Annotated in this window: 20 protein-coding genes and 2 tRNA genes; 12 read left to right on the top strand and 10 right to left on the bottom strand. The window is 44.9% G+C overall.

What is annotated here, in order from left to right; translation table 11 throughout:
• Positions 1-8: 8 nt before the first annotated feature.
• Positions 9-2,882 (top strand): transglycosylase domain-containing protein, encoded by a 2,874-nt coding sequence (locus CH367_RS09175; RefSeq protein WP_100762201.1) that lies wholly within the window; start codon positions 9-11, stop codon positions 2,880-2,882.
• A complete protein-coding gene (locus CH367_RS09170; RefSeq protein WP_100762200.1) occupies positions 2,872-4,455 on the top strand; it encodes a hypothetical protein in 1,584 nt (527 codons plus the stop codon). Before CH367_RS09175 ends, CH367_RS09170 begins: the two co-directional genes overlap by 11 nt.
• Before the next feature lie 531 nt (positions 4,456-4,986).
• On the opposite strand, the gene CH367_RS09165 is transcribed toward CH367_RS09170, so the two are convergent.
• Both CH367_RS09165 and CH367_RS09160 read right to left on the bottom strand, forming a co-directional pair.
• A tRNA-Tyr gene (locus CH367_RS09165) sits at positions 4,987-5,071 on the bottom strand.
• Between the two features lie 10 nt (positions 5,072-5,081).
• Positions 5,082-5,154 (bottom strand) — tRNA-Thr (locus CH367_RS09160).
• A 158-nt stretch (positions 5,155-5,312) separates the two neighbouring features.
• On the opposite strand from CH367_RS09160, the gene CH367_RS09155 reads away from it, so the two are divergent.
• The 5 genes from CH367_RS09155 (at position 5,313) to CH367_RS09135 (ending at position 9,302) form a co-directional block, all read left to right on the top strand.
• Positions 5,313-5,699, top strand: a complete 387-nt coding sequence (locus CH367_RS09155) for a hypothetical protein (RefSeq protein WP_100762199.1) — start codon at positions 5,313-5,315, stop codon at positions 5,697-5,699.
• Between the two features lie 61 nt (positions 5,700-5,760).
• The gene (locus tag CH367_RS09150) at positions 5,761-6,585 is read left to right on the top strand and encodes a transketolase (RefSeq protein WP_100762198.1); all 825 of its coding nucleotides are present in this window, start codon (positions 5,761-5,763) and stop codon (positions 6,583-6,585) included.
• Between the two features lie 165 nt (positions 6,586-6,750).
• On the top strand, positions 6,751-7,686 hold the full coding sequence (locus CH367_RS09145) for a transglutaminase-like domain-containing protein (protein WP_100762197.1): 936 nt from the start codon (positions 6,751-6,753) through the stop codon (positions 7,684-7,686).
• Between the two features lie 68 nt (positions 7,687-7,754).
• The gene (locus CH367_RS09140) at positions 7,755-8,714 is read left to right on the top strand and encodes a polyprenyl synthetase family protein (protein ID WP_100762196.1); all 960 of its coding nucleotides are present in this window, start codon (positions 7,755-7,757) and stop codon (positions 8,712-8,714) included.
• A gap of 81 nt (positions 8,715-8,795) precedes the next feature.
• Positions 8,796-9,302, top strand: a complete 507-nt coding sequence (locus CH367_RS09135; protein ID WP_100762377.1) for an SRPBCC family protein — start codon at positions 8,796-8,798, stop codon at positions 9,300-9,302.
• A gap of 33 nt (positions 9,303-9,335) precedes the next feature.
• Here the strand turns inward: CH367_RS09135 and CH367_RS09130 are convergent, their stop codons facing one another.
• Positions 9,336-10,082: an LIC10920 family plasminogen-binding lipoprotein gene (locus CH367_RS09130; RefSeq protein WP_100762195.1), complete on the bottom strand. Its 747-nt coding sequence runs from the start codon at positions 10,080-10,082 to the stop codon at positions 9,336-9,338.
• A 142-nt stretch (positions 10,083-10,224) separates the two neighbouring features.
• Here CH367_RS09130 and CH367_RS09125 point away from each other — a divergent pair, with 142 nt between their 5' ends.
• The 4 genes from CH367_RS09125 to CH367_RS09110 all read left to right on the top strand — a co-directional run bounded on the left by CH367_RS09125 (position 10,225) and on the right by CH367_RS09110 (position 16,502).
• Positions 10,225-11,394: an LBF_2804 family protein gene (locus CH367_RS09125; RefSeq protein ID WP_244284531.1), complete on the top strand. Its 1,170-nt coding sequence runs from the start codon at positions 10,225-10,227 to the stop codon at positions 11,392-11,394.
• 139 nt (positions 11,395-11,533) lie between these two features.
• The gene (locus tag CH367_RS09120; protein WP_100762194.1) at positions 11,534-15,037 is read left to right on the top strand and encodes a PAS domain-containing protein; all 3,504 of its coding nucleotides are present in this window, start codon (positions 11,534-11,536) and stop codon (positions 15,035-15,037) included.
• Between the two features lie 13 nt (positions 15,038-15,050).
• Positions 15,051-15,461, top strand: coding sequence for a response regulator (locus CH367_RS09115; protein WP_100762193.1), 411 nt, complete (start codon positions 15,051-15,053; stop codon positions 15,459-15,461).
• An 18-nt stretch (positions 15,462-15,479) separates the two neighbouring features.
• Entirely contained in the window at positions 15,480-16,502 is a 1,023-nt protein-coding gene (locus CH367_RS09110) for an MBL fold metallo-hydrolase (RefSeq protein WP_100762192.1), read from the top strand.
• A gap of 82 nt (positions 16,503-16,584) precedes the next feature.
• On the opposite strand, the gene CH367_RS09105 is transcribed toward CH367_RS09110, so the two are convergent.
• Genes CH367_RS09105 through CH367_RS09090 form a run of 4 tightly spaced genes read right to left on the bottom strand, consistent with a single transcriptional unit; the run spans position 16,585 to position 21,322 of the window.
• Positions 16,585-17,700, bottom strand: a complete 1,116-nt coding sequence (locus tag CH367_RS09105; protein WP_100762191.1) for a sensor histidine kinase — start codon at positions 17,698-17,700, stop codon at positions 16,585-16,587.
• A gap of 51 nt (positions 17,701-17,751) precedes the next feature.
• Positions 17,752-18,519: a ribonuclease H-like domain-containing protein gene (locus CH367_RS09100; protein ID WP_100762190.1), complete on the bottom strand. Its 768-nt coding sequence runs from the start codon at positions 18,517-18,519 to the stop codon at positions 17,752-17,754.
• Between the two features lie 2 nt (positions 18,520-18,521).
• The gene (locus CH367_RS09095; protein ID WP_165783253.1) at positions 18,522-20,267 is read right to left on the bottom strand and encodes an apolipoprotein N-acyltransferase; all 1,746 of its coding nucleotides are present in this window, start codon (positions 20,265-20,267) and stop codon (positions 18,522-18,524) included.
• Positions 20,267-21,322: a lipase secretion chaperone gene (locus tag CH367_RS09090; RefSeq protein ID WP_100762189.1), complete on the bottom strand. Its 1,056-nt coding sequence runs from the start codon at positions 21,320-21,322 to the stop codon at positions 20,267-20,269. Before CH367_RS09090 ends, CH367_RS09095 begins: the two co-directional genes overlap by 1 nt.
• Before the next feature lie 86 nt (positions 21,323-21,408).
• Here CH367_RS09090 and CH367_RS09085 point away from each other — a divergent pair, with 86 nt between their 5' ends.
• Positions 21,409-22,431 carry an NAD(P)-dependent oxidoreductase gene (locus tag CH367_RS09085; protein WP_100762188.1) on the top strand — a complete coding sequence of 341 codons (1,023 nt, stop codon included), beginning with the start codon at positions 21,409-21,411 and terminating at the stop codon, positions 22,429-22,431.
• Positions 22,432-22,446: 15 nt separating this feature from the next.
• On the opposite strand, the gene CH367_RS09080 is transcribed toward CH367_RS09085, so the two are convergent.
• The 3 genes from CH367_RS09080 to CH367_RS09070 form a co-directional block, all read right to left on the bottom strand.
• The gene (locus tag CH367_RS09080; protein WP_100762187.1) at positions 22,447-23,268 is read right to left on the bottom strand and encodes an Fpg/Nei family DNA glycosylase; all 822 of its coding nucleotides are present in this window, start codon (positions 23,266-23,268) and stop codon (positions 22,447-22,449) included.
• A gap of 97 nt (positions 23,269-23,365) precedes the next feature.
• A complete protein-coding gene (locus tag CH367_RS09075) occupies positions 23,366-24,265 on the bottom strand; it encodes an SPL family radical SAM protein (RefSeq protein ID WP_100762186.1) in 900 nt (299 codons plus the stop codon).
• Positions 24,243-24,971: a DNA alkylation repair protein gene (locus CH367_RS09070; RefSeq protein WP_100762374.1), complete on the bottom strand. Its 729-nt coding sequence runs from the start codon at positions 24,969-24,971 to the stop codon at positions 24,243-24,245. The genes CH367_RS09075 and CH367_RS09070 overlap by 23 nt, the downstream gene beginning before the upstream one ends.
• Positions 24,972-25,039 lie beyond the last annotated feature (68 nt).

Below are 25,039 nucleotides of genomic sequence, written 5' to 3'. Positions count from 1 at the left end.
TTAAGAGGATGATGGACGCCGGAATTCAAACTCTGAGAAGCCCGCGGTTTTTGTGTCCGGAATGCGGAACGACTTCTCGGTTGCCGGAAGGAGTTCCCACAGGTTCGGTTTTCAGGCTCACTTGCTACCAGTGTGGTCATAAGGCTTTGGTAAGAATGGAACTTCCAAAACCTCCGCCTGCGTCGATCCCTTCCCGTGTTGAATCGATTGCTCCATCTAACGAAATCATTCGTCGTTCCGAATCTCCGAAAAATGTAGGATCTCCTACGTTCCAAACACCTCCTCAGTTAAAACCGCGCTCGGAACAACCAACTCCGTCGGAACCTTCTTTCTCGCCGAACACGTCTTCGTCGTCCGCGTCGTCTTCTCCATCGGAGCCGACCGGACCCGGAATTTTGGAAAGAATGGGAGAATCTTTCTCGCAGTTGCAAGTTCGACTGAGAGAGAAAGTGTGGGAACTCTCACAAAAATTCCAAAGCACACGAAGAGGTCCTCAACCGGATTCTCTTCTATCAAATTCTTCCTCTTCCGGCCCCTCGACGGAGGAACGACCGCTTCTCAAACGAGAAAAGATTTCCTTCGAGGAAAAACCGTTTTTCTCCGTAAGAAGAGAAATCGAAGAAAGCGGACAACCTCGCGTCAAAACGCTCGCAGAACGATTGAGAGAACAGGTCGCCGGAAAACGTCTTCAACTTCCGAACGTGGTTCTTCTTTCCGCAGGTGTCGTAGTATCTTTACTTTTGGTGGGAATGATTCTTTTTTGGGTCGGAGTCATCACCCGAGAAGCGGAACTCAAAGAGATGATTTCTCTTTTTTACAACCATCAGCCTTCCGTAATATACGATCGCGACGGAAAAAAAGTATCCGAGATCTTCGCGAAAAAAACGAGCAACTTAGAATGGGACGCTTATCCCGAAAATCTAAAGAAGATCGTTCTTTTGGTGGAGGATAGAAGATTTTTTTCTCACAGCGGAATCAATTATATGTCCGTACTTCGCGCGGTTTTCGTGAACATCACGAGCTTTCGTTTCAAACAAGGCGCTTCCACGATCACACAACAGCTCGCGAGAATTCTACTGGACGATCGCGAAAAAAGTCTCGTTCGAAAAATCAAAGAAGCTCAACTCGCTTTCGCGCTCGAATATTCGTATGAGAAAAAGCAAATATTATTATATTATTTAAACAACGTATACCTCGGGCACGGCGCTTTCGGTTTTGCGAGCGCCGCGGAATTCTATTTTAAGAAAACTCCCGCGGAATTGAACACGGAAGAGATGATCGTTCTCGCTTCTCTTGCATCCGCGCCGAATCGATTTTCTCCGTTGAAGAATCCGGATTTATCCAGACAAAGAGTCAACGCGATCATTCATTCTTTCCGCGAAGACGAAATCTTAAAGGAAAATCCCAAAACGAAACTCGACGAGATCTATCTTTCGTTTCACATGCGTTCTCCGGGAGAAACCGTATTCGGAAACAGACGCGACCATTCTCCGTACGTGACCGAACACGTTCGTAAGTTTTTGAATTCCTTATATCCCGATTCCAATATCTACGAGACGGGAGGGTTTTCGATCTATACAACGATCGCCGAACCGGTCCAAGCGGAACTTCCGAAGATCGTAAAGAATTACGTGGATAACGTACAAAAGACCGGGCTCGTTCGTAAAACAAAACTCACGGACAATAAGAATTCAAGCGAGACCGCGGTGTTTCGAAGATACGTTCAGGATCTTTCTCCCGCTCTCGAACTTTTTATCGATACGGATTCCTTCAGCGGAGAAAACGAGTCCGGTCTTCAAGTCGCGTTAGTCGCCGTTGATCCCGCCACGGGCGAGATTCTTCTGATGCACGGAGGTTCCGAATTCAAAGCGGACAATCAATTGGACAGAACGACCGCGATGAAACGTCAAACGGGTTCTTCGATCAAACCGATTTTGTATTCCGCCGCGATCGAAACCGGGTTGATCAACGCGTCTTCCCGGATTTTGGACGCGCCTTTGATCTATAGAAATCAAACCGGGAATTGGAGCCCTGAGAACATCGGGAATCAATACGACGGGGACATCAGCGTTAGACTCGCTTTGGCAAAATCGAAAAACACCGCTGCGGTTCAGATCGCGGAAAAACTCGGTATCTCAAGAATTCAGGATTTCTTTCAGAAATATTTTTTCCCGGATTCGAAAGTTCTTCAATCCAGATTTAGGGGAGATCTTTCTTTGGCTCTCGGTTCCTTGGAAATTTCTCCGTTGGAAATGGCTCTTGCGTATTCCGCGTTTGCAAACGACGGAACGGTCAAACGTCCTTATCTCATTCAAAAGATCACGGATCGTTCCGGCAAGATCATCTACGAAAGAAAATCCACGGACGAATTCGGTTTAAAAGTTCCCGAAGAGCGAAAGGTTTTATCCTCGCAGGTTTCGGAGATCATGATCGATCTTCTTCACGGAAGCGCAAACTCCGCCGGTGTGAGAAACACCGGATACAAGGGAGAAGTTGCCGGTAAAACCGGAACGACCAACGACAACCGAGACAACTGGTTCGTCGGAGTCAGACCCGGTTTGTCGATGGCGATCTGGCTCGGTTACGACGACCCAAGTTACGGTCTCGGCTCGTCCGCGTTAGGCGGAACCGTAGCCGCTCCTCTCTGGGGAACGGTCGCGAAAATTTTCGAAGCCGCCGAGGATTCGGACGAAAAAAGAAAATATCCGATCAGCGAACACGCAGTCACCGCTACCGTCTGTGAAGAATCCGGTAAACTTCCCGGACCTTCCTGTAAACATCCGAAAAAGGAACTTTTTAAAAACGGAACGGTGCCTTCCGAGGTTTGTCCTCTCAATCACGGAGCGGACGCAAAACGGGAAGTCCTCAGAAATGTATTCTAAAGTTTTTTATTTTATTCTAATATTCTTATTTTTGGTTTCGAACGCGGGTTCCGTTTCCTACGAAGACGCTTATTCGATGGAAAAGGAAGATCCGTTGTTTTCGATTCCTTTGTACGAAGAGCTTCTTAGAACCTCTCAAAAATCGGACGTAAGAAAGACCGCGTCTTCCCGGCTTTTTTTTCTATATGAGAAATATCGCAAATACATTCCCGCGATTCTCGTTATGAGTCGTTCCGGAAAGATCACGGACAAAAAAGGAAAATATCCTTCGATCGTTTCCGAACTTGCGAGCGGTTTAAACGTAAGTCCTTCCGCGCTCGCCTCCGTAATCTCCGGTTGTAGCAGACCGATTCCGAATCCGGACGCATTCTTTCAAGAAACACAAACTCCTTCTCTTAAGGAAGAATCCGTTTCCGAAGAGGCCAACAACACGACTAACGCACGGGGTTCCGAAGTAGGGAACGCGCAGTCGACGCAAGAGATGCCGTTCTTGTTTAGAATTCTTTCCCGAAAAGAAAACGCTTCCTTGTATAAGGCCTGTTATGCGGTGAAAATCAAAACGGGCGATTACGACGGCTGGGAAAAAATCCACGCGTTCGGCGAGGCGAAGGGAATTCTCACCCCCGAAACTTCTCTCGCTTTGAGAATCAGCTTCACGCTTCATTCGGGAAGAGGAAGCGCTTATAAAAGAATTTATTCCGGCGGTAAACTCAAATCGTTAAGCGAAGAGGGCAAATCGGATCTTTTATATCTTTACGGAAAGTTTCTGAGAAATTTGGGCAAATACGATTCTTCCGCGAGATACTTTTGGATGAGCGGTTCTTACGGAAACAAGGATCGTAGCAAAATCGAAACCGCAAAAACTCTTTTGGTTTCGGGAAGAAAACAGGAAGCCTGTTCGTATTTATCAAAAAGTTTTTTCCCGGGTGACGAATCCGAAGAACTTCTTTCCCGTGTTTGTTTTAAGAATTTTGAAAACAATCATCCCGGTCAGGATTTTTTAAAAGCGATTCGAATTCTAAACAACGACAACTCGGATCCGGTCTTCGAATACTTTCTCGGCAAAGGAACTTCGACTAAATCGGAGGAATCCGAACCCGAGGACAACGAGACTGCGTCGAACTACGGCAAACTCGTGGACGAACGATTATTCTCCGGTGAAAAAAATCCGACTCCGTTTTGGGATTATCGTAAGAAAGAAGGAACCTTGTATTTATCGGGTTCTCCCCAATTTCTTTGTAAGACGAGTCGTTCCGTTCTATTTAAGAAAAATCTAATACAACCTCAGAACTGTGTACCTTTCACCGAACTTTCGGCGGACTCGATTCTCTCCACTCCATTGTTTACTTCCGATCAAGATGAATGGAGTTTGCTTTTTGCGAATGCGGCTTACAATCCGGTTCTCGGTCGTGCGGTTTTTATGGGCGAGGGCGCCGAAGAAACCTTGCAGTTTTCCGGTTTGATCTATCGTAAATCTTTGAATCGATTTTTTCTGGAAGGTTATTCCGTGGACGGTCGTTATCGTCTTTACTCGATCGATTGGAAAAACGTTCAGACGAACGTGGGGGAATAGGCGAGGAGAATTTGGGTTAAACCGTTTTTAATAATTTATTTACTTGTTAGGTTATGCGGGCGCGCCCCTTTCGGGTCAGGCTGCTCCAGGCTCCGCGTTGCTACGGTCGCTACGCGACCAAGCCTTACGCATCCTTCGCGCGTTACATCGCCGGATTTCTTCAAAGATTTTTTGTTAGATTGGAAAATGTAGGAACTCATACATTTCCAGATCTTATCGCCGTATTCTACGCTTTGTATGAGTTCCTACATTTTTACGTTGAATTATTGAATTTCGACTTTATGTAGGAGATCCTACATTTATCGTTCTACGATAGATCGTTCGGGCGACGAATTTAGAATCGTTCCGATGGTTGATTCGCCTCCCCTTCGCTCGGGCAATCCTGCCTCGCTCGCGTAGGCTCGTCACAATGCTTGCTCGACTTCCTGTCTCGCATCGCTTCCTATGGGGCGCGACCGCATTGTTCTATTCGAATCCTTCCAAAGGATTCTTTTTTAATAATCTGATTGATTGTGAAGTTAAAAGAAAGAGTGGTGGGCAGGGAAGGATTCGAACCTTCGAAGACATAGTCAGCAGATTTACAGTCTGCCCTCGTTGGCCACTTGAGTACCTACCCGAAGAGAAAAAGCTGCCTATAGGAATCGAACCCACAACCGTCTGATTACAAATCAGATGCTCTACCAATTGAGCTAAGGCAGCAATTTGCTATGGAACCAGTATTTCGAGCTGTTTTCCTCGGTCAAATAAAAAAACCGAAGCGGGTCCTCTCTTCGTTTTTGCGGATTATTTCTTTTCCGCACAAGACTTCCTTTCGAAAAAGAGTTTTGAACACGAGGAGTTTGCCGAAAATGTAAGAGATGATTCTAACCCTGATTAATGTCGGAATGGCCCTTTCGGTCCTTTGTTTTTATACGGGTTATTATTTTCGTTTTAGAAAAAACGTTCTTCATCGAATTTTCAATCTGAGCGGAGCCTCTTTCAATCTGATCACCGCTCTTTCCCTTCTTTATATAAAGTATTTGGGCGGCGGATTGGAGAACGCGGGAATCGTTCCCGCAGTCGATCGATGGATCATCGATACACACAGAGCCTTCGCGGCATTGACCTTGGTTTTAATGCTTCTGATGGTTTGGTCGGGAATATCTCGAAAAAAAGAATTCCACAGAAAGCTACACTATATTTTCCTTCCTCTATACACCGTGATTTTCCTTTCCGGTTTGGTTCTGTTTCGTTCTACGAACTGACCTTCTTTCGGCACCTCGTTTCGAGGATTGGAAATCCGCATCTCATTCGCTTAGGAACAATATGAACGATATCAAAGAACTCAAGAGTTTTGCAAACGAACTCAGAAAGAGCGTGATCCGTATGGTGACCGCCGCAAATTCCGGTCACCCAGGCGGACCTCTCGGTCTCGCGGATATCTACGCCGTTCTATATAAGAAAATTCTAAATCATAAACCGTCCAATCCGGATTGGGAAGAAAGAGATCGTTTGATTCTTTCCAACGGTCACGTATGCGCGATCCGTTACGCGGCCATGGCTCATTCCGGTTATTTCCCCGTGGAAGATCTTTTGACTTTCCGTAAACTTGGAAGTAAGCTACAAGGTCACCCTTCCACACGTTATATGAACGGAATCGAAAGTTCTTCCGGTTCTTTGGGACAAGGTCTTTCCGTTTCCGTAGGTTTGGCCCTCGGTGCGAGATTCAAAAAACAAAATCATAAGATCTATACTTGTATCTCCGATGGAGAATGCGGCGAAGGAATGACTTGGGAAGCCGCTCAATCCGCCGTTCACTATAAACTGGACAACATGATCGTTTTTATGGATAAGAACGGAATTCAAATCGACGGTTTTACGAAAGACGTTATGAATCTCGAACCTCTGAACGAGAAATTTCTTTCCTTCGGTTGGAACGTATTGGAAGCAGACGGTCACGATATCGAACAGATCGTTTCCGCTTTTGAAAAAGCAAAACAACACAAAGGTTCACCCACCATCATTCTGTTCAACACGGTGCTCGGTAAGGGCGTTTCCTTTATGGAAAACAATCCGGGTTGGCATGGAACTCCTCCAAAACCGGAAGAAGAAAAGAAAGCTCTCGAAGAATTATCCGCTCTTTCCGCTTAAACGGAATTTTCCGATCTCCCCGCGTCCCTTGCGGGGAGTTTTTCAACTAAGAAATTTTTTTCCTAACTCACCTTTTAGCGGATTCGCTCTTTGTTCAATAGACCGTAAGACATAGTAATTTATATATCTCATTTCATTTTTTCCGATGACAAGTTTCATTCCGAATTGACTCATTTCGATTTTCGTAAAAATATATTGTTTATGCCCTCATCCGATTCTTATTATGAGTATCTTTCTTTTCCTCCCGATAAACTCGAAGAAAAATTTTATCAACTCGAGTTTGCCGGAACGGATGAAAAAATCCAAGTGATCCGCGAGATCGCGGATATGGTTCCTTGGCAATTTAAGATCAGCGAGTTCGTGGAAGAGTTTAAGGATCCTACTCTGAGGGTTTTTGCGCGTTCCATTTCCTCCGTGGTTCATTTGGAAAGAATCAATTCGCGTTATGCGCTTCTTGCGGGCAAGGGCCACGTAAACGATTACGGCGATTTGGAAGAGGCGGTCTTTCTTCTTTCTAGCGTGGGCGATCCCGACGCTTCTTATCACGAATTTAAAATCTATTTGGATCAACTCGCTCTGAGAGTGGAGGAGTTGTGCGATCTGAATCCGGAATACGTTTCCGAAGAACTGAAGGTCCATTTTTTGACGAGGGTTCTTTCTTCGGAGGAGAATTTTCAGGGAAACAACGATCAATACGACGACCCGAACAATTCTTTCGTAACCCGCATCGTTCGAACCCGTAAAGGAATTCCGATTTCCCTTTCTGCGATTTATCTTCTCGTAGCGCGCAGACTTTCTCTTCCTCTTTACGGAGTAAACATGCCTTTGCACTTTTTACTTCATTTCGATTCTCCCGATTACGAAACCTTTATCGATCCGTTTCACGGCGGAGTTCTGCTCGATAAGTCCACTTGTATTCGTTTTTTGGAAGCGAACAGTTTTACCCCGAGCGAAAGATATTTCACAAGAGCGAGCACTCTTTCCATCATCAAAAGAATGTATCGAAATCTGATTCACATATACCGTAAGGAACAATTTCGGGATATGGAAGATATTCTTTCCCGTCAGCTCCTGATCCTCGAAAACAAACTCAAAGCCTGAACTTCTGAAAAGAGTTCTTGCTTGAGCCTGTACAGTAATTTTGAATACTGTCCCCACGGGAAGGGGTAGTGAAAGCGTCTGTACTCAAAGATTCTCTGATTCGGAAATTCGATAAAAAGCTCGAAGCCATCATTCGGGAGGATCTCAAAATTCTCGCCGAAATCAAAACCTACACAATTCGATCCGGTGGAAAACGGATTCGCCCGATTCTCCATTACTGTCTTTGTCAACTTTTAGGTTATTCCGGCAAACACTGGCTGGACGTGGGCGCGATCGCCGAATTGATTCACTCCGCCAGTTTGCTTCACGACGACGTCGTGGACGAGGCGGAAACGAGAAGAGGACTTCAGAGCGTGGGTTCCAAGTTCGGAAACAAAACCGCGATCCTCGCCGGAGATTATCTTTTAGCCTGCGGAATCGATCATCTCAACGGTCTCGGTTATCCGGAATTGATGGACGTTTTCACACAGGTCATCAAGGATCTTTCGGTTTCCGAGTTGATCCAGATGGAATGGGAAAAAAATCCCAAAATCACTTTAGAAATTTATAATAGAGTTGTATACGGTAAAACCGCGTCCTTGTTCGGGGCCGTGAGTGTTTCCGCCGGAATCCTTTCCGAAAAAAACGAAAAAGAAAAAAAGAAACTCAGACAATTCGGAATCGATCTCGGTTCCTTCTTCCAGAAAAAAGACGACGCGATCGACTACTTCACACCCGCGAGCAAAAGCGGAAAGGTTCCTCTCAAGGATTTTTACAACGGTTTGTATACGTATCCGATTCTTCTTTTGTTGGAAAAGGCGGACAAAAACGACAAGAAGCTGGTGTATTCTCTTTTTGAAAAATCGGAACGGTCTCAAGGAGACGGCGTCGTTATCTTGAGTCTTCTTTCGCGTTATCAGATCCGTGAAAAAATGGACGCCGAGTTTCAAAACATCGCGGACAACTTAATGAAATTCTTAAATAGTTTCGCGGAATCTTCCATCCGCAATCTTCTCAAAGAACAAATCCTGAAACTTCTGGAAGAATAGATTTGCAATCCCGTCGAAGGGATTGTTTACTTGCTTCTTGAATTCCTTCCTTCAAAGGGAGAGTTAGGAGCCGTAAAAAAAATGACATCTCCGATTTATCCTCATCTCGATCCGAATTTGGATCTCGTCTTCGAAAGAATCGTGGACGTTCCTCGGGAACTCGTCTGGGCCGCGTGGACCACGCCAAAACATGTCGTTCATTGGTTTACGCCCGCGCCTTGGAAAACTCTCGATTGCGAAATCGATCTGAGACCCGGCGGAATTTTTAGAACCACGATGCAATCTCCGGAAGGGGAGAAGTTTCCGAACCTGGGTTGTTTTCTCGAAGTGGTTCCGCATGAAAGGCTGGTTTGGACGGACGCGCTTCAACCGGGTTATCGTCCTTCGCCGGATCCGGCACAACCGTTCGGATTTTTCAGTTGTGTTCTTACCTTCGAAGAACACGGTCAAGGCGGAACCAAATACAAGGCCACCGCGATTCACGGGAATCTAACGAATCGTAAAAAACACGAGGACATGGGCTTTCATCACGGATGGGGGATCGCAACGGATCAACTCGTAGAATACGTGAAAAAGGAACTTTTGTAAATCTTCGTTAGACTTTAAACGAAGAAATCAAAATCACTGCGTCGTAGTTGTGCTTCCGCCGGGAATCACGTTCGGCGCATTGCAGGAAATATTTCCGGTGATCGTAACCGCGGTTCCGCTTGCGGAAGCCGTGGAAACGCAGGTTTGGTTGTCCTGAGTAAAACACTGTTGTGTGGTCGTGATCGAAGTACAGTTTACGTTATCCGAAGTATAACACTGATTGAGAATTCCGGTCGTCGAGGAAGAATCTAGAAGTTTTCCCGTAAGAGAAACTTCGATCTCCATGTATTGAAGCGTTTGTTGTTGAGACCCGCCGCTACTGCTCGGATAAACCGGAATTCCGGAAGTTCCCCATTCCACCTTACCCACGTTACCCGTAACCGTTCTTGCAAAAACACCGCCCGAATAACTGAAACCTTGTTGAGGATCCACCGAACCTTGGTACTGGGAAGAATCGAATTGAAAACGAAGAACCAAGGATTCTCCCGTGGTTTTCATGATCAACTGGCTGGTAATCGTATAACGTGTGCTTGCCGTACCGGAGGTTCCTCCCGTGGTTCCCGTGGTACCGGTCGTGCTTGTGGAGGAAGTGGTTCCCGGAACTGCGACGCCGCAGGAAGAAATTTTATCCGAATCCACTTCTCCGTTGATGAAGATCACGTTTCCGTTCGCGGTAAGAACTCGTAAGTCCACCTTGTTCTGATCTTGATGATTGCAATTGAAAAGAAATGTCGAAGCTACGAAAGCGGAGAATAAGAATATAGAATGAGAACGTTTCATTAGGATGCCTTTAGGGTTCATACTGATCGAAAAGCGGATCGAGGTCAAGGATGAAATCTAACCCCGCTTTCCCGTTTCGACCCGTTATTTAAAAGATCGTTCCAACGGACCCGAATTCTGAAATAAAATTTGAAAGAATGGTTTGACAGATCCTAAAAATGGAATGAACTCCCCCGCGATGAAAATCGCTTCTCCCGAAGAAGAATACAAACCGGGACTCCTGGAAAGATGGGGCATCCGCGTTTTAGCGGATCTCGCGCGAAGAGACAAAAGATCTCCAGGCAACTGGGACGCCCGCGAATTCGGATCGGGTTCCAAAAAGGTCATAGGCTGGACCGTGTTTTGGGCCTTACACACGGGCTTTTGGACTACGTTCTTTATCATTCTCGTTGAAAAACTTTTTCCCGAAAATCCAGAACTCTGGTCTCCCGTATTTTTGGAAAAATGGACTTGGACGGGGCTTGCGCTTTTGCTCGGAACCGTTTTGGAATTTTATCTTTTGTATCGAATCGGTTTATCATCCGTGTATCGAATGACCCGTCTCGCGGGTTTGGATCTGCAGGAAGATCCGGATCTGATCACGAGCGTCAGCAATCTTCTTTCCAGACTTGCGCTGGAAATTCCCGATCCGGATCTCAAACTTTTGGGAATCGATCCGTATCGGCTCACGAACAAACAAAGTCTTTTTTTAACGACCCTTCTTTATAAGGCGAAGGTGTTTTTGTCGAACCTAGTCGCAAAGATCGTGATTCGAAAAATTCTCGCTCGAAATTCCTTTCGTGTTTACGCGGACTTCGTAGCCGCGCCGATCACCGCACTTTGGGACGCGATCGTACTTTACATTATTCTAAAGGAGTTGAGAACCCGTCTTCTCACTCGAATCATATCCAAAGAACTCGTCGACGATATTCTTTCCAGAAAAGAATCTTTGAGCAGAAACGCACAGATCGCTTGTATGACCGCGATCGGAAATTCGATCGTATTCACTCAAAGATTTCATCCGAACTTGGAATACATTCTCATCAAACTTCATAAGGCGTTTCAAATCGAGAATTATCATTTTCGTTTGGACGAATGGGAATCTTTCGAAAAACTTCTGCAAGATTTGAGCACGTCGGAAAGGGATTTCTGTTTAAAAATTCTGAGTGTTACCTGCTGTTTTGACGGGAAGATTTCCTCATTCGAAAAAAAACATCTTCCTTTGGTTTTCGGTAAGGATTCCGCGGAACGTTTGATTTGGGTTCAAAAATTAGCGGATGCAATCAACGACGGTGATCTTGAAAAATCCAGACAACTCGCCCGACTCGACTGAGAATTTGAATTCGAAAATCCTTTTCAATCTTTGGAATTTGATTTACAATCCGTCTATTCTTCTTTTAAGATTTTTTTCCGGTCTTTCTTGTACCGGACAATCGTCGTTTTTGTAATTCTGATTTGTTAATGAGGTAAGGATGCACGTCATCATTCAATGGCTTGAATCTATCTTCGAATCGATTCCGCTTCCGATTCTTGAAACATGGGGAAGTTTCGGATTTATCATCGGATTCTTTCTGATGGTTTCCGCGTTTACCGGTTTCAGTTTCAAGATAGAAGGCGGTCTCGGGATCAGAAGAGAGGTTCAGTTCTGGAACGCTCAGGCTCTTTTGAGCATTCCGTTTACCTTCATTCTCATTTTTATCACCGGTTATCTTGGTTCCTTTATCGTTTTGGTTCCGGGCGCTCAGACTTTCGAGTCCCTGAAAGATCTTTCCGTTTTTCTTTGTATTCTTTTGTTCGGCTTTCCCGCTTTGATCGCGGTTCCGTTTGCTTACGCTCTTTCGGATCTGATCGAAGGAGTTCCCGCGGGATTTCTTCTGGATTGGCTCGTGGGATACTTTATAAATCCTGCATGTTTTTGGGTCGCGTATCGATTGATAGGGAAGAATCCGGACTTTACGAAATGGAAGGTATGGTTTAAATATTTTCTGTTCGTGATCGTCTTCATGGCGATCGAACCCTTGCTATGGGGACATCTTTGTTCCAAACAATTCTCGCCCGCGATCTCTTATCGAAACATAACTCCGGCTTTATTCTTTACCACTTCGATCACGTGGGCGCTCGCACCGTTTGCGATGTTGATCTTTCTTCCGATCGCGAGAAAATACGAAATGTTTTGGGCGGAGATTCCGGAACACGTTCGTGAATCTTTCTTCGATTTTAAGAACGGAATTTGGAAACAGGAAAAAGAATCCGACGCCGAAGGAATTGCAAACCAAGGTCTTCCGATTCGGATGCTTTTGGTCGCTCCGTTTATTTTACTCGTGCTCGTGATGGTGGGTGCGACCGCATATTTGAATTTGAGAAGCGCGGAGACCGCCGCGGATAAACTCGCCGGAAGATTACATCAGGAAATTTCGGAAAACCTCAATCTTCATTTGGATCGTTTTTTAGAAAAAACTCAAAGTGAGAATCCATCCTCCCGTTTGGACGGAATCAATCATCTGTTAAAAGAGACTAACGTGTCCGCGCACGGACGTGCGATCATCATCGATCGATCGGGACGGGTGATCGGTTCTTCGAGACTCGAAAACGGAAAAACACCGATCGCGGACTCGGCTCCGGATCCCGTGATCGAAAACGCGATTTCCACCCTGAGAATTAAATTAGGAGATTTGAATGTTCTTCACGAGCCGATCCAATTTCAATTCGACGTGGTCACCGCAAAACCTTTGGCCTTGGAAACCTGGCTTACTCAGGCCACTCCGTATCAGGACAACAGCGGAAATCTAAACTGGATTTTGATCACTTCGATTCCTTCCGCTTATTATTTGGAAGGTGTGAGAATCGGAAGCAGTCAATCGGCCATGGTCTTTGCGGTCGCTTTGACTTCTTCCCTTTTGATCGCGGCCTTTCTCGCGGGTTTTGTAACCGCTCCGATCCGAAGAATTTCAAACGCAAGCCGGGCGATGGCAAAAGGGGATTTTGATCAACGAGTTCCTTCGAGTCGATTGGAAGAATTGGGATCTCTTTCCATCACGTTTAACCACATGGCCGAACAACTTCAGGAATCGTTTCGAAGGACCAAGTCCAGCGAGGAACAGTTCCGGGATCTTGTGGCAACCACCCCCGGGATCGTTTGGGAAGCCGACGCGGTGACGTTCACGTTTACGTTCGTCAGTCAACAGGTCGAAGACATGCTCGGTTACTCCGTGGAAGAATGGAAACAACCCGGATTCTGGGCGGAACATCTGCATCCGGAGGATCGTCAATGGGCCGTCGAATTCTGCGTCGCTTGCACGGGAAGAATGGAAGCCCACGATTTCGAGTACAGGTTCATAAAAAAAGACGGGGGATTCGTTTGGCTGAGGGACATCGTAAAGGTCATCGTAAAAAATAACCAACCGAAATGGCTCCGAGGTGTGATGGTGGACATCACCGAAAGAAAACAGATCGAAGCCAAACTTCTGGAAAGAAACCAGTTCATAGAATCGATCCTAGACATCACTCCCGATATATTATATATTTATGATATAGAAGAACGCAAGAACGTTTATAGCAACAATGGAATCGAGGTCGTTCTCGGTTATTCTCCCCAAGAAATGATGGAAATGGGGGAGGGCTTGGTTCAGATTCTGATGCACCCCGAGGATTTTCCGAAATACCTGGCCGAGGTCGTGCCTCAGTACGAACACATGAAGGATAAGGATATCATAGAACATTCGTATCGGATGAAACATAAAAAGACCGGGCAATGGAGATGGTTGATTTCCAGAGAACGGATCTATCAAAGAAATTCGAACCAAGGACCGAAACAGATTTTCGGAATCATCTACGACATCACGAAAAGTAAGGAAGCGGAAGAAACGATTCTCGATCTGAACGCGAATTTGGAAAGAAAGATCGACATACGAACCGGAGAACTCAGTAAATCCAACGCGGATCTTCGCGAAGCCGTGAACAATTTGGAAACGATTATGAAGGAATTGCAAGAGGCTCAGGATCAGCTTCTTCTTTCCGAAAAACTCGCGGCGCTCGGACAACTCGCGGCCGGAATGACACACGAACTCAACACACCTTTGGGTGCGATTCTTTCCTCGAACCGGGCGATCTTGGAAATTTTGATGAAGGACTTACGAGGAATTCCGGAACTTCTTTCCGGTTTCAACAAAGAAGAATCCGAATGTTTTAATATTCTTCTCGAAGAAAGTTTAAAGGACGCGTTTCAATCCGAAATCATTCCCGATCGAAGTTTAAAAAAAGAATTACATCAGTTGTTTAAGAACGCCGGGATGGAGGACTACGACGACGTAACGAGTTCCGTTTTGGATATAGGAGTATACAGACTCGGAGACAAGTTGATCGATCTTTTAAAAACGGATAAAAGAACGAATCTTTTGGCGACGATCGGATCCCTTTCCACGATCGTTCGTTTGAGCAACGTGATTTCGATCGCAAGCGGAAAGGCTTCCCACGTCGTGGAGGCTCTGAAGAATTATTTGAATCCGGGCGGAAACGAACAAGAGGAAGGAATCGTTCCGGTGGATATAAAATCCGAGATCGAGACCATTCTTACCTTGTATCATACGAAAATAAAATACGGAGTCGAGATCGTTAAGGATTATAGAACGGACGGGCTCTGTTTGGGGAACGGGAATCGACTCAATCAGGTTTGGATCAATCTTCTAAATAATGGTTTGCAATCCATGAATTACCAGGGGAAGATTGAAATCAGCCTGGAAGAAGAACATCCTTGGATCATAACCTCCTTTATAGATTCGGGGGCTGGGATTCCCGATTCGGTAAAAGATAAGATTTTCGAACCGTTTTTTACCACAAAAAAACAGGGAGAAGGAATCGGCTTAGGGCTCGATATCTGCAAAAAGATCATAGAGAAAATGGGCGGAAGAATAGAGTTTGAGAGTGTTCCCGGAAGAACAAAGTTCAGCGTGTGGTTGAAGTCCGCACGTTCGGTGTAAACGGAGAGATCTTTTGAAAGATAGTACAAAGAAGAACAACGCGATCCTTTGCGTGGACGACGAACCGATCATCCTGATCGCGTTGAAGCAGGAATTAAAAAAACAGTTCGGAAACGAATTTCAATACGAGACCGCGATCAACGCAAACGAAGCTATGGAAGTAGTGGACGAGTTGGTCGGAAACGGCGTTAACGTGATCCTCATTTTATCCGATTGGCGTATGCCCGGAATCAAAGGGGATGAATTCTTAATCTTAATTCATAAAAAATATCCTGGTATTCGTTCCATTCTCATCACGGGTCACGTCGACGAGGCGGCCGTGGAAAGAGTAAAAAAAGAAGCTGGAACGTATGCGGTTCTTCCAAAACCTTGGGATCCGAAACAACTCGCGGACGCGGTCAAAGTCTGTTGCGATCGAAATTAATACGACATCGAGAATTGAATGAAAATTCACCGCTATAATTCTATTCCGGAAGTAAAGGATATAGGAGACGGAATCTTTAAGACTGAAATTCCTCAGCCGTTTTATTCTCCGAACAACATCTATATTCTTCCCGACGGCGAGCCTACCATCATCGATTCCGGTTATATCGAAAATCTCGGTCTTTTGCAAAAGGCCTTAAAGACGATCGGTCTTTCCCTGAGCAAAATCAAACATATCATCTATACTCACAATCATCTCGATCATATGAGCGCGGCTTTGACCTTACGTTATTATACGGACGCGAAGTTGTATGCGATGACCGGAATGGCCGCTGAAATCGGAAACTACGTCGAGTTCGTTCAGGTTTTTCAAAGAGCGATGAGAAGACTCGTCTACAAAGGACACCACGATAATACGACCAGAGCCACCGAACTCAAAAGGGTCGACACCGGTATATTCGAATTTCATGATGCGTTGGAAAACTCGGAAAGGGTCGATCCGTATCTGGACTTCGACGTGGAACTCGTGGAAGGGGACGTCATCAAGGCGGGCGGAAGGGAAATCGGAATTCTTCATACTCCGGGCCATAACCGTTGGCATTTGACTCCGTATATTTTGGGCGAGAAGATCTACTTCACCGGCGACTTGGTTCTGCAAAACATATCCTCGATCTACGCGGAAATCGACGGAAACTTATACGATTATCATCAATCCTTGGATCGTCTTTCCAAATTGCCGATTCGAAGACTTCTTCCCGCGCACGGACCGGAGCCGGATGATCCGCAAAGGGCGATCAAACTACTTTCAAAAACTCTAAACCTTTTGGAAAGGGGAGTCGTCCGAAGATTGAAAGAGAACGATCAGGATCTTTCCACGTTGGTTCTCGAAGCGATGGGTGAAAAGGTCGCGAACAGCGGCTATTACAATACGGCGCTTGCCATTTTACATTCTTTGATCCGAAAGCTGATCGATCAGGGTCAGGTTCAGATTTTGGAAATCGATCCGCCTTATGAAAAATATCGTTGGATCGGCGGGGAATAAGAAAAGTCGCGTTGTTTCGTCGAGCGTTTGATCGATAACGGAAGCAGATTCCAAATCAAGCCTGTCGCCTAACGTCTAACGCTCACACGGCAAACTCAAGAACCGCAGTCAAACCACGATCGTTGGAAAGATTAAAAGTTCCGTGCATCTGTTTCGAAAGAATATGAATCAGAGTGAATCCGGTAGTGGAGGCTTTTTTGGCGTCGAAGGGCATCGGCATTCCGATTCCGTTGTCTCTTACGATCAATTGATAAACTTCCTTCGATCTAAAAAGACGGATTTCGATTTTCGGATCCGCGGAGTTTTGGAAAGCGTGGGTCAGGCTGTTATCGAGCAGTTCGTTGAAAATCATCGCGCAGGGGATCGCGGTTTCGATCGGAAGCGAAATTCGATCCGAATCGTTGAGAATCGAGGCTCTGGAATCCTTGTGTTTTTTCCCGGAATTCGCTACGATCTTGTCGATCACACCCGAGAATTCCACGCTGTGATAATTGTCCGATTTATACATGTAGTTGTGCACTTCGGACATCGCGAGAATTCTATTCTGAAATTCGAATAAAACGTTTTTTGAATTCTCTTCCTGATTGAGATGCAGATCCGCGAGGCCGCAAAGAACCTGGAGATTGTTTCTCACCCGATGGTGAATCTCTTTGATCAGTTCGTCTTTTTCGTCGATGTAAGTATTCAGGATTTGAACGGTGAGTAAGGCCATGATCGTGAACAACGTAAAGATCAAAACGGAGTCGATCGCATAACTCATCATCAGGGTTCCGTTTCTGGCCTGCAGAGCGAAGTAGCCGACCATTACGCTCAGGAAAAAGAAAGAAACATATATAGTAATTCTAATATTCGTAAAAAATAAAAACAGGATCACGATGAGCGGGAACGCGATTAGCATGTTGCCGTTCGGGTTTCCGAAAAACAATCCGCCCAAGATGTTCAAAATCCCCGAAGAGAGCGTTGCGGTCAAAGCGGATCGAAACATTCCTTTCCAAAGAAGAAATATCGAGGCGATGGACGCGATGAAGAATATGAAAAAACTCGCGGGAAAAAAATGAATGTCCTCGTGTAAAAACATTGCGAGGGCGATGAAATCCAACGCGACTGAAATGGAATTGAAAATGAAAAGATACCGAGCGCGGATCTTATGAATATAATCTTTGTCCGCGTATATATTTTCGAATCGCTTCCAATCCATATTCCCTTCGTCGCGGAAAATGCCGCAGTCTTCGACGTCAGGGATACAAAGTCAGGATTGAGACGGCTCCCTGAGAATCTCCCCGTAGAACGGGGTATCTTTCATCTTTAGATTATAACCTTTGACGAATAATATTTCAAGATTTACGGTGTCTTCCCGGTTGTAACCTTCCAAAATTCGAAGCGCGTCCGTATCGTCATAGTCAACATATTGTTTCCAAAGTTTTACCGCATCCGCGCCCGTTATAGAGGCTTCCTCGGGTCTTACGATTCCGAGAGCCTTCTCACAGCCTTTGAGTCCGCCTTTGATGCCGAGAGATCTTAAGAAAAACATAATATCGATATGATTGTTTCTGAATCGTACGTTAAATTCTTTTTCTAAAAAGGGAACGTCGAAGCCGATTCCGTTGTATGAAACGAAAATCTGATCCTGACGAAGGTTGTCCAAAAAGAAATCCAGGTTGAATCCTCGGATATAAGAACGGTATTCCGAACCGTCGAAGGTTCCTATGACCGTGGTTCTGTCCTCGCTTCCGAGCCCGGTCGTTTCTATATCCAGATACATCAGTTTATTGCGAATCGTAGGAAACAATCTCCAGTGATGTTTGGAGGATAGAACGTGGAAGAAGTAGAAAAAATTCTCCCGTTCCAATTCTTTTTTAGAAAATTCTAATGCGTCTAAAATCAGATTTCGGATGGGAATGGATTCGGATCTCAGATAATCCTTTAAGTCTCTCCAGTTGTGAATTCCCTTGGCCCAAAGATTTTTTTCCTCCGTCGAATCGATCCCGGGCAAATGACAAAAGGTATGTTCAAGCATTACTATTTCCTAATGGACTTCAAGAGAAAGGCGAATCGGATCGAAAGCGACAACACACAAAGAATCCAGAGCGGAACGTTTCCGAACATCGTATAAATTGTGGAACCGGAAGAACCCAATCGAATCGAAAAGGTTCTGATTCCGGTTTCGTGAAAACCCATCGGAGTAATGAGGGAAATTCCGCGAGCGTCCCAAACTTCCGAGATTCCGGAAACGGTGGAACGAATCAAGGGTAGGCCGGTTTCGATCGCCCTCAAACGGACGGTTCCGGAATGTTGGTTCGCTTCCAGTTCCGAGTCGAACCAAGAATCGTTCGTGATGTTGATCAGAATCTCCGGTTTTTGCCCGTCTTTGAAATAATCCAGAACCAATTCGGTGAACATCGCCTCGTAACACAATAAGGGAAGAATGGAATACGAATATTCTAAATTTCTAATTTTATCGAGTTGTTTTGTATCGGACGAGAAGGACGATCGGAATACTTCCGGATCGCCGATTTTGGAAATTTCCTTCGGATCGGGCGGCGCGATGGAAGTTTCGATTCGATTCTTATTTCCGATTAAAAGTTTCGGAGTTTCACCGGGAACGTATCGCGAAGTTTCCTTAAAGACCGAACGCAAAAAGGGAAGTCCCTTTTCCATCGGAAGATATTCTCCGAACGCGAGAAGTCTTCTTTTATCGTATCGTTCCGTACTTCCGTCCGAATTCTTAAAAAGACTGATTTGATTTCTGAGTTTTCCATGATCCATATTCAATTCGTTGAATAGAACGTCGGCGCCCGTTTGTTTGGAAAGATACAAAATCAATCCTTCCATCGTGGAAGAATAGATATGTTCGTTTCGATTTTCCTCCGAGTCGATCGTTCCGTGAAACGGAATCGAGGATTCCGGGATTACGATCAGCGACGGAGAATTTTCGGCGCTCATACTTCCTTCCAAAGCCAAGGACAAAACCTTGCTCATCGTCGAACCTAAAAAAGCACGATCCGCTTTTAAGTCCTTCGTTCCCGGAGAAGTGTCGGGTTGGATCGTGACGACCGAAATCGTTTTGGGTTTGTCTTCGTTCAACGGTCGATTCGCGTATCCGATTCGATACAGGCCGTAAGTGTATACGAATACGATTCCGATCGCACCGATGACGGCGATTTTGAATTCCTTGGATTTCTTTCGTTTAGAATGATTTAATAATATTATAAAAACGGAAGATAGGAAAAGAAGCAGAAAACTCAGTCCGTAAACTCCGCAGATCGACGCGAATTGTTCGAAAACGATCGAACCTCCGATCAGGTTTCCCCAATACCACGGAAAAATCTGATACGTCAGCGCGTCCGCGATCGTTCCCGCCGCGGGGAATACGAGTAAAACCCAGGGAGAGGACGCGGATTTTATTTTAGAAAAACGGAATATGATATAAAACGGAAAGAATTTCAGATGGGAGATCAACCCATAGAATAGAAAAAAGAAAACGGAAACGACCGGACCCGTTCCCGCGATTCTCGAAACCGCGCCCGGTATCCAAAAAAAAGTAACGTAGTTCAAAACCTGCGACAAAAACAAAAGCCACAAAGCGACTTTCCAAAACCGTTCCTTATCGAGGGAAAGAAATAAAAAAAGACAGGAAACGGAAGCGACCATTCCCGCTGAAAAAAAGGAAAAAGGAGAAAGCCCCAAAAGGGTTCCGAAACCGACTCCCAAACAAAGTAGGAGCCGGTAAACGATCGAATCTATCGGAATAAAACGGCGGATCATTAGTTTTGATTTTTCTTCAGTTCCTCTTCGTATTTAAGTCTTCTTGAATATTCTTCGGCTTCTTCTTTGCCGAGATTTTTGATTCTGATTTCCATCAAGGCCTTATCCCTCGCTTCTCCCTTTACGTTCGAATTTTTCTGAAGCCAATCCGATTCGTCGTGTACGGTTTGTTTTTCCTTCTTTTCCCTTTCTTCGATTTCCTTATAAACCGCGTCTATACGATCCGCTCCGTCCTTTCCGAAATATTTTTCACGGATTGTTCTCGTTTTCGTATTTCGATCCGAAGAATTCATCTTTTCCAATTCCTTGTCTCTCAGAAACATTTCAGTTTCATAGGTATTGTACTTAGGCTCTCTTGTCTTTACGGTATTGTAATATTGACCGTAGACATTTTTTCTGAATTCTTCGTATCTAGACATTCTTTGATCGCCGTTTAAGGATTCGGTGTCTTTTAAAAAGCCGCTCAAGGAATCGCGATAGGTTTCCTCGGATTCTTCCATACCAAATACGAGCTTTGCGTCGCTTTCGGAAAAGAATTCCCTTCTTTTCTTTTTAACGATTTCGTATTTTTCGGCGCGGCTGAGTTTATCCGAAAGTTCGTATTCTCTCATGGTCGTTTCGTATTTTAAGTAACCCGAAAAAAGTTTCATAAGATATTCCGCGTCTTTTCCGGTGTAATGGTCGGCGATGAATGCTCGGATGATTTCGTTACATTGTTCGTAGACTACATTCTCGGGACATTGTCTTCTCAAACCCCAGAGTTCGGAGACCAAGTTGACTTCCCCGGTTGAAGCATACTGCATCAAGTCGTCGAACGAAAGCCAGTTGCCGTTCTCGTCGAAAATTCTTCGAGACGTGTCGACTACGGCTTGGTTTAAGACCCATTCTCCCGATTCGGTTCGTTGCAACGTAAATTCTCCTTCGGGGTCGCTCGACGAGAAAACGCCGGGGCCTTTGCCGCCGCTGAAAAAAACGAACCAGATCAACGCGATCAAGACCACGGAGATCAAACCTATAACTGCCGGGAATGTAATTCTTTCCTGAAGGGATTTCATGGACCTGTGATTGTTAAAAAAATCTTTCTCAAGGCAAACCTTTTTTGTTTTTTCTGAAAAAGCGGTTCGGATGAAATGACAAAGTCGTGCAACAAAAAAGACCGATTCTTTATTATCCCGAAGGAACCACGGGCGCCCGAGAGATCTTTTCCGGTTTTGAAAAATTGGAAGTGCGTTCGTATTCGATCGACCGCATCGATACGTTGGCAGAGGAAGAACCTTCCGTTCTGATCGCCAATACGAGGTTAAAGGTGAACCGTGAAAGTATAGAACGGTTTCCTTCGGTAAGAATTTTCGCAACCGTAAGTTCCGGTACGGACCACGTGGACTTTAACGCCCTCAAAGAATCGGGAAGAATTTTTTTAAACGCTCCGGGTTGTAACGCCGATTCGGTCGCGGAATATTGTTATGCGTCCCTTTTGGAACGTTTCACCGAATCCGAACTGAAAACCCGAAAAGTCGGAATGATCGGGCACGGAAACACAGGTAAAGAATTTCATAAAATTCTAATATCCAAGGGGATAGACTGCGTTTTTTACGATCCGTTTTACAAGGCGGAATCCTCTCCCTTAAACGAGGTTTTGAGTTGTTCCGTTTTGAGTTATCACGTTCCTTTGACCAAGGAGGGACTCGAACCGACCTTACATTTTGTGTCCGCTTCCTTGATCGATTCCCTAAAACCGGGGACCGTTTTTATCAATACGAGCCGAGGTGAGATTCTTTCCCGAGAGGCTTTCGATCGATTGATTGCAAGAAATGATATATTCAAAATTCTAGATGTGTTTGATCCCGAGCCGCCCGAACCTTCTTTGGGAAGAATTCTCGCGGATCTGGAAAATTCCGTTTTTACGCCGCATATCGCCGGTTACAGTCAATTGGGGAGAATGAGCGGAACCTATCGGGTCGCCGAGAAATTATCCATTCTGTATCAGGATCGTCCGCTTCCGTCCTTGGAATCTTTTTTACAAACCTCGGGTGATTTTAAAACTTCCACTTTCTTAAAGGAAGAGGATCGTCTTTTGCGGGATTCCTGGAGAAAGGAAGACGTATTTTACTTTGAAAGAAGACGGAATTCGTATCCGGTTCGTTTGGATTGGGGATTGGTTTAAAATTCGGATCGCTAGTTACCATTTGATGAACTGTTCGCCTTTGGCCGGCTGGCAAGTCGGACAAAAGAAAGAATCGTAACCCAATACGTTCGCTCTTCGGATCGTCGTTCCACAAACGGGGCAGGGTTCGTTTTTTCGATTCCTCACTTTAACGTGATCTCGAACCTTTACGTCGAGGGGCGCTTGTTTGTTGCGAATGTATTCGATCGAACTTGAAAGAACCTCTTTGATACTTTTGTATAAAAGTGATTTATCTTCGGGAGAAAGTTGATTGCAAGGAGTTTTCGGATGAATCTTCGCCGCGAACAAAACCTCGTCCGCATAAGCGTTTCCTAATGCACTCAGTTTGGATTGATCCATCAAAAACACTCTGGTTTGTTGACGGCTTTTTCCCATTGCCTGGATTAAACTTTCTTCGGTGAATTCATCCGAAAGAAGATTCACACCTTGTTCCTTGTATTTTGGGATTTGGCCGATGTCTTCCGGCTTTAGAAAATAAACTTTTCCCATTCTTGTATCGTCCACGTAATTCAAAACGGGACCGTTCGTAAAAAAACGAACGCAAAGATCCTTTCGTTTATACTTAGGGTCGAGGGAAAATCGACCGGACAACATAGGATGTATGATTATATTCAATTTTTCGAATGCGAAATTTAGAAAGGGTCCGTTTCTTTCGATGGATTGAAACGAAGTTCCTTGGTAAACTTCTTCGGCGGTGGATCCGGTGAGATTGCGGACCACCAGAGGGTCCACGATTTCGATCGATTGTATGGTCTTGCCTACGAGTTCCGGGATCAATCTTTCCCGAATGACGACTAGATCCGGCAGTTCTGGCATAGTCCGATTGAACGCAGTTTCTCGCTTTCGTCAAGAAGTTGTTTATCTTTCCGGTTTGTTCGAAAAGGGAATGCGAAATTTGGAATACGAAAGTCGATCAATCGTAAGGAAGAATTCCTTTTTGTAATCCGTATTTGGAACACAACTCGTCGGTTTTGTTTTTGAGAGCGACTCTATAGTATTTGGGCATTTCGGAACCGTTGGAAAAAAATTTCCGATACTTTTCGATCAGATGAGGATAGTGTTTTTCGATCGCTTCAAAAACTCGGAACTTACTATCGGAAGAATCGTTTCCTCCGAAAAGGGTAAGGCTTGCCGGGAATATATATTCGATTCCGATTTCTCGAAAAGTTTGAAACATAAATTCGAGATTTTCTCCCTTGTCGCCGATATGCGGAAGAAGAGGCATCAAACTGACCCCGCTGTAAAAACCTTGTCTTAAAATTTCCTTTAAGGCGTTCAATCGTAAGCTCGGAGCGGTGGCTCCCGGCTCGAAAATACGCGCCACGGAATCGTCCAGAATGGAAAATGAAAACGTAATGAAGGATTTTCTGCTCAATCGGTTTTGTAGATCGTTCGGAAGGATCGCGGATTTTTCGATTTCGCTTAACAAATCGAGATCTCTCAAAACCAGATCCGATTTGGTAAGAATATGAACCGGAAATCTGTATTTTAGAATTATCTTAAGTAGTTCCCGCGTAAGTTCCGTTTGTTTTTCGATCTGAAGATAAGGATCCGTGGCCGAAGCGAGAACGATGATTCCGTATTGATTCTTTTTAGCGCGGTTCCAAAGTTGTTTGTCCAAAACCTCGGCGGCATTCTCCTTAACGGAAAGTTTATCCTCTATGTTCGAACCGTATTTGCTTCCGCCTATATAACAATACAAACAACGAAACGAACAACCGCTGTAAGGATTGATCGTATAATCGTCCAAAAACCAGGGATCTCTCCGTTTGGTTTTATTCAGAATACTTTTAATCCGAATATCTTGAGGCATATTTAGAGGAGCGGCCCAATCCGATTTTGATCTTCGTTTTAAAAAAGGTTCCGATGGTTTCGTCGGAATTCAAACGAGACTCGAACTTGGAGACTATGTCCGGATGAAATTTGGAAACGGTTTTTACGGCCCAGCCGATTCCTTTTTTGGTGTGAAAATCGTTCGTATCCGCTTTTGATAAAAGAAGTAGAAAGATTTCCTCCACGTATTTTTTTCGAAGTCCTTTTTTAACCGCGTAGTGCGCGGCCACTCCGACGGAACGGGAAATCCACGCGTTCTTGTGATCGAGAAATTTTTTTAATACGGGCAAAGTGTTTTCGGAATCGTACAAGAGAGAATAACCCATCACTCTTTCTCCGATGATATCGCAGACATACCATTCGTCGCCAAACACCATGTAGTCGATTGCCTTCTTTACGGATTGTTCGAAGTGTTTTTCCAAACGCAACTGAAGAATGATACCCGCGATGACGTTGCCGCCGATCGTTTTTCGTTCTATGATTTTATCGATCAGCGAAATTTGATTTCGTTCGGAAATTCCCGAGTAGAGTTCTTTGGCCGCAAACTCGAGCAGAGGAAATTTCACTTTTTTGGATAAAAGTTTCGAAACGATCGCGTCCGCGATCGCATTCTCGTTTTGATTCGAGGAACTCAAGATGGAGTCGAGGATCGATTTGATTTCTTTTTTGGAAGTGATGGAATCCATTTTCATTTCAAGCAAAGGTCAGAAAATGTATAATTCTCCGCCGAGGTCTTTGTCAACACACTAACTTT

Origin of the sequence: Leptospira barantonii (genome assembly GCF_002811925.1) — a bacterium.
Lineage (GTDB): Bacteria > Spirochaetota > Leptospiria > Leptospirales > Leptospiraceae > Leptospira > Leptospira barantonii.
The sequence above is the reverse complement of the archived record's forward strand: the minus strand, read 5'-3'. Positions and strand labels throughout refer to the sequence as shown.

Excerpts from the sequence above, each read along its gene's own strand:
- CH367_RS09155 (WP_100762199.1), top strand. The coding sequence starts at position 5,313 with ATGATTCTAACCCTGATTAATGTCGGAATGGCCCTTTCGGTCCTTTGT.
- CH367_RS09095 (WP_165783253.1), bottom strand. The coding sequence starts at position 20,267 with ATGATCCGCCGTTTTATTCCGATAGATTCGATCGTTTACCGGCTCCTA.
- CH367_RS09175 (WP_100762201.1), top strand. The coding sequence starts at position 9 with ATGATGGACGCCGGAATTCAAACTCTGAGAAGCCCGCGGTTTTTGTGT.
- CH367_RS09130 (WP_100762195.1), bottom strand. The coding sequence starts at position 10,082 with ATGAAACGTTCTCATTCTATATTCTTATTCTCCGCTTTCGTAGCTTCG.
- CH367_RS09105 (WP_100762191.1), bottom strand. The coding sequence starts at position 17,700 with ATGGATTGGAAGCGATTCGAAAATATATACGCGGACAAAGATTATATT.
- CH367_RS09100 (WP_100762190.1), bottom strand. The coding sequence starts at position 18,519 with ATGCTTGAACATACCTTTTGTCATTTGCCCGGGATCGATTCGACGGAG.
- CH367_RS09075 (WP_100762186.1), bottom strand. The coding sequence starts at position 24,265 with ATGCCTCAAGATATTCGGATTAAAAGTATTCTGAATAAAACCAAACGG.
- CH367_RS09170 (WP_100762200.1), top strand. The coding sequence starts at position 2,872 with ATGTATTCTAAAGTTTTTTATTTTATTCTAATATTCTTATTTTTGGTT.
- CH367_RS09150 (WP_100762198.1), top strand. The coding sequence starts at position 5,761 with ATGAACGATATCAAAGAACTCAAGAGTTTTGCAAACGAACTCAGAAAG.
- CH367_RS09080 (WP_100762187.1), bottom strand. The coding sequence starts at position 23,268 with ATGCCAGAACTGCCGGATCTAGTCGTCATTCGGGAAAGATTGATCCCG.
- CH367_RS09090 (WP_100762189.1), bottom strand. The coding sequence starts at position 21,322 with ATGAAATCCCTTCAGGAAAGAATTACATTCCCGGCAGTTATAGGTTTG.
- CH367_RS09070 (WP_100762374.1), bottom strand. The coding sequence starts at position 24,971 with ATGGATTCCATCACTTCCAAAAAAGAAATCAAATCGATCCTCGACTCC.
- CH367_RS09135 (WP_100762377.1), top strand. The coding sequence starts at position 8,796 with ATGACATCTCCGATTTATCCTCATCTCGATCCGAATTTGGATCTCGTC.
- CH367_RS09120 (WP_100762194.1), top strand. The coding sequence starts at position 11,534 with ATGCACGTCATCATTCAATGGCTTGAATCTATCTTCGAATCGATTCCG.
- CH367_RS09110 (WP_100762192.1), top strand. The coding sequence starts at position 15,480 with ATGAAAATTCACCGCTATAATTCTATTCCGGAAGTAAAGGATATAGGA.